This window comes from Arcicella sp., from assembly GCF_964672035.1.
In genome coordinates, this window is record NZ_CBABQS010000165.1 from 1 (window position 1) to 3,671 (window position 3,671).

Genomic DNA, 3,671 nt, shown 5'->3' on the forward strand with positions numbered 1-3,671 from the left:
CCCCACGCAAAAGCAAATTCATTAGCTCTTTCGATACTCGAATATTGGTCGGTTGTACTGGCAATTACCACCCCTTTAAAGGGTAATTTGAACTTAGGAATCGGATTAAAACCTTCAGTAAAACTTAATCGTCTTGAATTTTCAACATCAGGAGGAGCTACTAAAAAAGCCCCTTTCACCATTTCAGAGGTATATTTATTTGCCCAATGAACCACCGTGAGACAGCCTAAGCTATGAGCGATTAGATAAGTCGGTTTGCTTAGTTTTCTCACTTCATCATCCAATTTTTCAACCCATTGATGGCAAATGGGCAAATCCCAACTGATTTGCTCGACACGGTGGAATTTTTCGGGATATTGCTTTTCCCACAAACTCTGCCAATGTTCTGAACCCGAGCTACCTAAACCTGGAATAGTTAAAAATTTGTAGTTTTCCATACTTCTAATTATTGCCGTAAAATGCAATCACGAACAGATTCTAACTGTTGTAAAAGGTTTTGCGAACCTTCGCCTTACCACTCAGCGACGTGATTTTTCTCCAAGTTATTTAGGTTAGCAGGTTGTGTAAAAGTATTTTGTATTAATTTTAACGATTTAGCAGCGTTTAGAAAGTATATCTTAAAGTAGTTCCATAAGTTCCTGGGTCGCCCAATACGGCGGCATATTGTCCAGCGTTTCCAGCAGCGGGCAATAACTGTTCAAAATAATCTTTATTCAAAAGATTACGCCCCCACACTAAAATTGATATACCATTGGAAGCTCTAAAGCCCACTCTGCCATTCAAAAGTGCGTATCCATCAATATTCAAAAACTGTGAAGGTGAGGCACTTGATGAAAACGATGAACGATAATAAGCATCAAGAGCCACAAAATAATTACCCTTTAAACTGATGAATTTACCCGCTCCAGTGTATTCTCCTCCGAACGACCCAGCCCATTTTGAAATCCCCGGTAAATCTCCGCCCGAAATATCTTTGAAAGCTGATTCACCACCCGTTTCTTCGAGGGGAACGGGGGCATTTACGAAGGAAACATACTTGCCATCGGTGTAGGAAACTGCTCCGTTCAAAGATAAATGATTGCCAACTTTAATATTTCCATCAACTTCCACCCCCTGTACTCTTACTTTCTCAGCATTGGCTAAATATCCTCGGTTTACGCCCACTTCCGCCGTTTGCACTTGCGTTTGGTAATCTTTAATATCAGTGTTATAAACCGTTACATTGAAAGTAGATTGGGGCGTTGGTCTGGTTTTGATTCCCACTTCATAATGCGTTACATATTCTGGTTTTACTTTGGCTAAATCAATCAAAATTGCCCCATTTGCCGTTGGCAGACCCCCAAGATTCACCCCAATGGGTTTGTAACTTGTTGAATAAGTGGCAAATGAATTAACCTTTTTGTTGGGGCGGTAGGATAGCGTTATTTGACCTGACAAATTGTTTTCTTCAACGCTAAATTTGAAAGCCTGATTGGTATAAATCGCATTTTTCAAAGCCAATAAAGCGGGGTCAGTCGTTTGCAAACCTCCGTAAGTTTCACGTTTGTAGTCTGCATCTTTTTTATCGTAATTAAAACGAATGCCTGGTAATAAGTGTAGCTTATCGGAAATTGACCAATCAATTTGACTAAATACGGCTGCTCCTAAGGTTTGTAATCTTGAGGTGGTTTTTGTACCAAATCCATCAAAGAATCCTGGGGTTTTCCATAAAGCAGAAGTTGAACTTTGGGAAAATCTCCATTGGGCAGCACCCGATTCTTCGGTTTGAACGGGGTCTGAGGTGAGGTCTTGGTCAATTAAAAAGACACCCAAAACACCGCTTAGTTTATCAGAAAATTGTCCCGCATAACGAATTTCTTGTGTCCATTGCTTATGTCTTGAATTACCACTCGACTTGGTTAATACGGGAAGCCCCGTAAAATCTCTATCGTTTGACGGGTCCCAAATCCAATAACGCCAAGCGGTTGTTGAGGTAAGTGTTCCCGACCCAATTTTTGCATCAATATTAAGCGATACGCCCCCAAAATCGTTATTTGCTCGCCACGGTGTATCTGCATCAGTTACTCTTTCGAAAGGATTGGTAGATGGTAATTTATAACCGAGGTCAGCAATGATATTATTAAATTGTCGGTAAGCAGCACGTTTGGTCGTTACCACGCCAGCCACCACCGTTGCGTAGCCATCGGGTCTTTGACGAGCGTTGTCACCCGCTAAAGTAATGTTAATTTTCTCGGTTGGTGTATAAAGCAATTGAGCCCTATACCCTAAATTGTTAATGGTATTTACGGGTTTTAGTGTAGTGATGTTATAAATTGTTCCATCTCGCTGCGTTCCTGAAAAAGAAACTCGAGCGGCTAATTTTTTGCTCAATGGTCCCGTAACAGATGCTTTGGCTTGAATGTAATTGTAATTGCCGTAACTGGTTTCAAAACTGGCTCCTGGCGTAAAACTGGGAGCTCTGGTAGTAATATTAAAAGCTCCTGCTGTGGTATTTTTACCAAAAAGTGTTCCCTGCGGACCTCGAAGCACCTCAACTCTATCAATATCCACAAAGTCTAAGGAAGTAGCAGCGGGTCTGGCATAATAAACTCCATCAACGTAAAAGCCCACGCCTGGGTCAATTCCATCATTAGTTAGTCCAAATGATGAACCTAAACCTCTGATATTGAGCGTTGTATTACGAGCATTTGAAGAGTAAAGTTGCACTGAGGGAATAAATTCTTTCAAACGATTGGGATTAAAAGCTCCTGCATCTTCTGCCGCTGCCCCTCGAATTACGGAAATCGGAATGGGAATATCTTGTACTGATTCCTGTCTGCGTCGTGAAGTAACCACCACATCTGAAAGTTGATTAGTATTCTCTTCGATAGCAATTTCTATTTTATCGGTGTTGATAAGAACATCTTTTTTTTGATAACCTACGAAGGATACAATTAGGGTAAAAGGAAGTTTTTGTCCTGTGAGAAGGGCAAACTCCCCATTTGCATCGGTTGAAGCTCCGTTGGTAGTTCCTTTAATAGATACAGTTGCTCCAATCAAAATTTCGTTGGTACGAGCATCTACGACTTTCCCCGAAACGGTAGCATTAATGATGGGTTTATCCTGTGCCAAATTAGTGAAAGGCAGTATAAGTGCCACAATTAGGAATGAGGAGATTAAAATTTGTTTCATGTTGATTTTATTTACGTTTAGCATCTTGAAAATTATGTTAGAGTTTATTAATCTATTTAATCTATAATATTAGTAGATTAAATAATTGAAATAAAAGCGATACTTACGTTCGCTTGACTATTTTTTTGTAAATATTATACTTAATCTATAAATTAACAATAGTTTTTATTCAAAAATTTATTAAATCAGGAAATTTATTAAAATAATACAATTTAAAAAGAAAAAAATTTAAAAGGAGAAAAACCTGTATTTAGAAAGTGTTACGCCAATACCTCCCGAATCACCTTCCCCGACACATCCGTCAGACGGAAAGGTCTGCCTTGAAATTGGTAGGTTAATTGTTCGTGGTCTAAACCTAAAAGATGTAAAATAGTAGCTTGGAGATCGTGGACGTGGGTTTTTCCTTTTACACCTGCATAACCTAATTCGTCCGTTTCGCCGTGGGTGAAGCCTTTTTTTACGCCTCCACCTGCCATCCAAATGGTATATGCTTCGGGATG

The 3,671-nt window shown here is 39.7% G+C and carries 3 protein-coding genes; all 3 read right to left on the bottom strand.

Translation table 11 applies throughout. The features are described from left to right. Window positions 1-437 (bottom strand): RBBP9/YdeN family alpha/beta hydrolase (locus tag AC1W31_RS20825; protein ID WP_481736427.1); only part of this gene is annotated, 437 nt, incomplete at its 3' end. A 166-nt stretch (window positions 438-603) separates the two neighbouring features. Next, the gene (locus tag AC1W31_RS20830; RefSeq protein WP_481736428.1) at window positions 604-3,171 is read right to left on the bottom strand and encodes a TonB-dependent receptor; all 2,568 of its coding nucleotides are present in this window, start codon (window positions 3,169-3,171) and stop codon (window positions 604-606) included. Between the two features lie 260 nt (window positions 3,172-3,431). Further along, the coding region (locus AC1W31_RS20835; protein ID WP_481736429.1) for a DUF1501 domain-containing protein at window positions 3,432-3,671 on the bottom strand (240 nt) is incomplete at its 5' end.

Bases quoted from the DNA above. Each gene is read 5' to 3' on its own strand.
- AC1W31_RS20830 (WP_481736428.1), bottom strand. From the start codon at position 3,171: ATGAAACAAATTTTAATCTCCTCATTCCTAATTGTGGCACTTATACTG.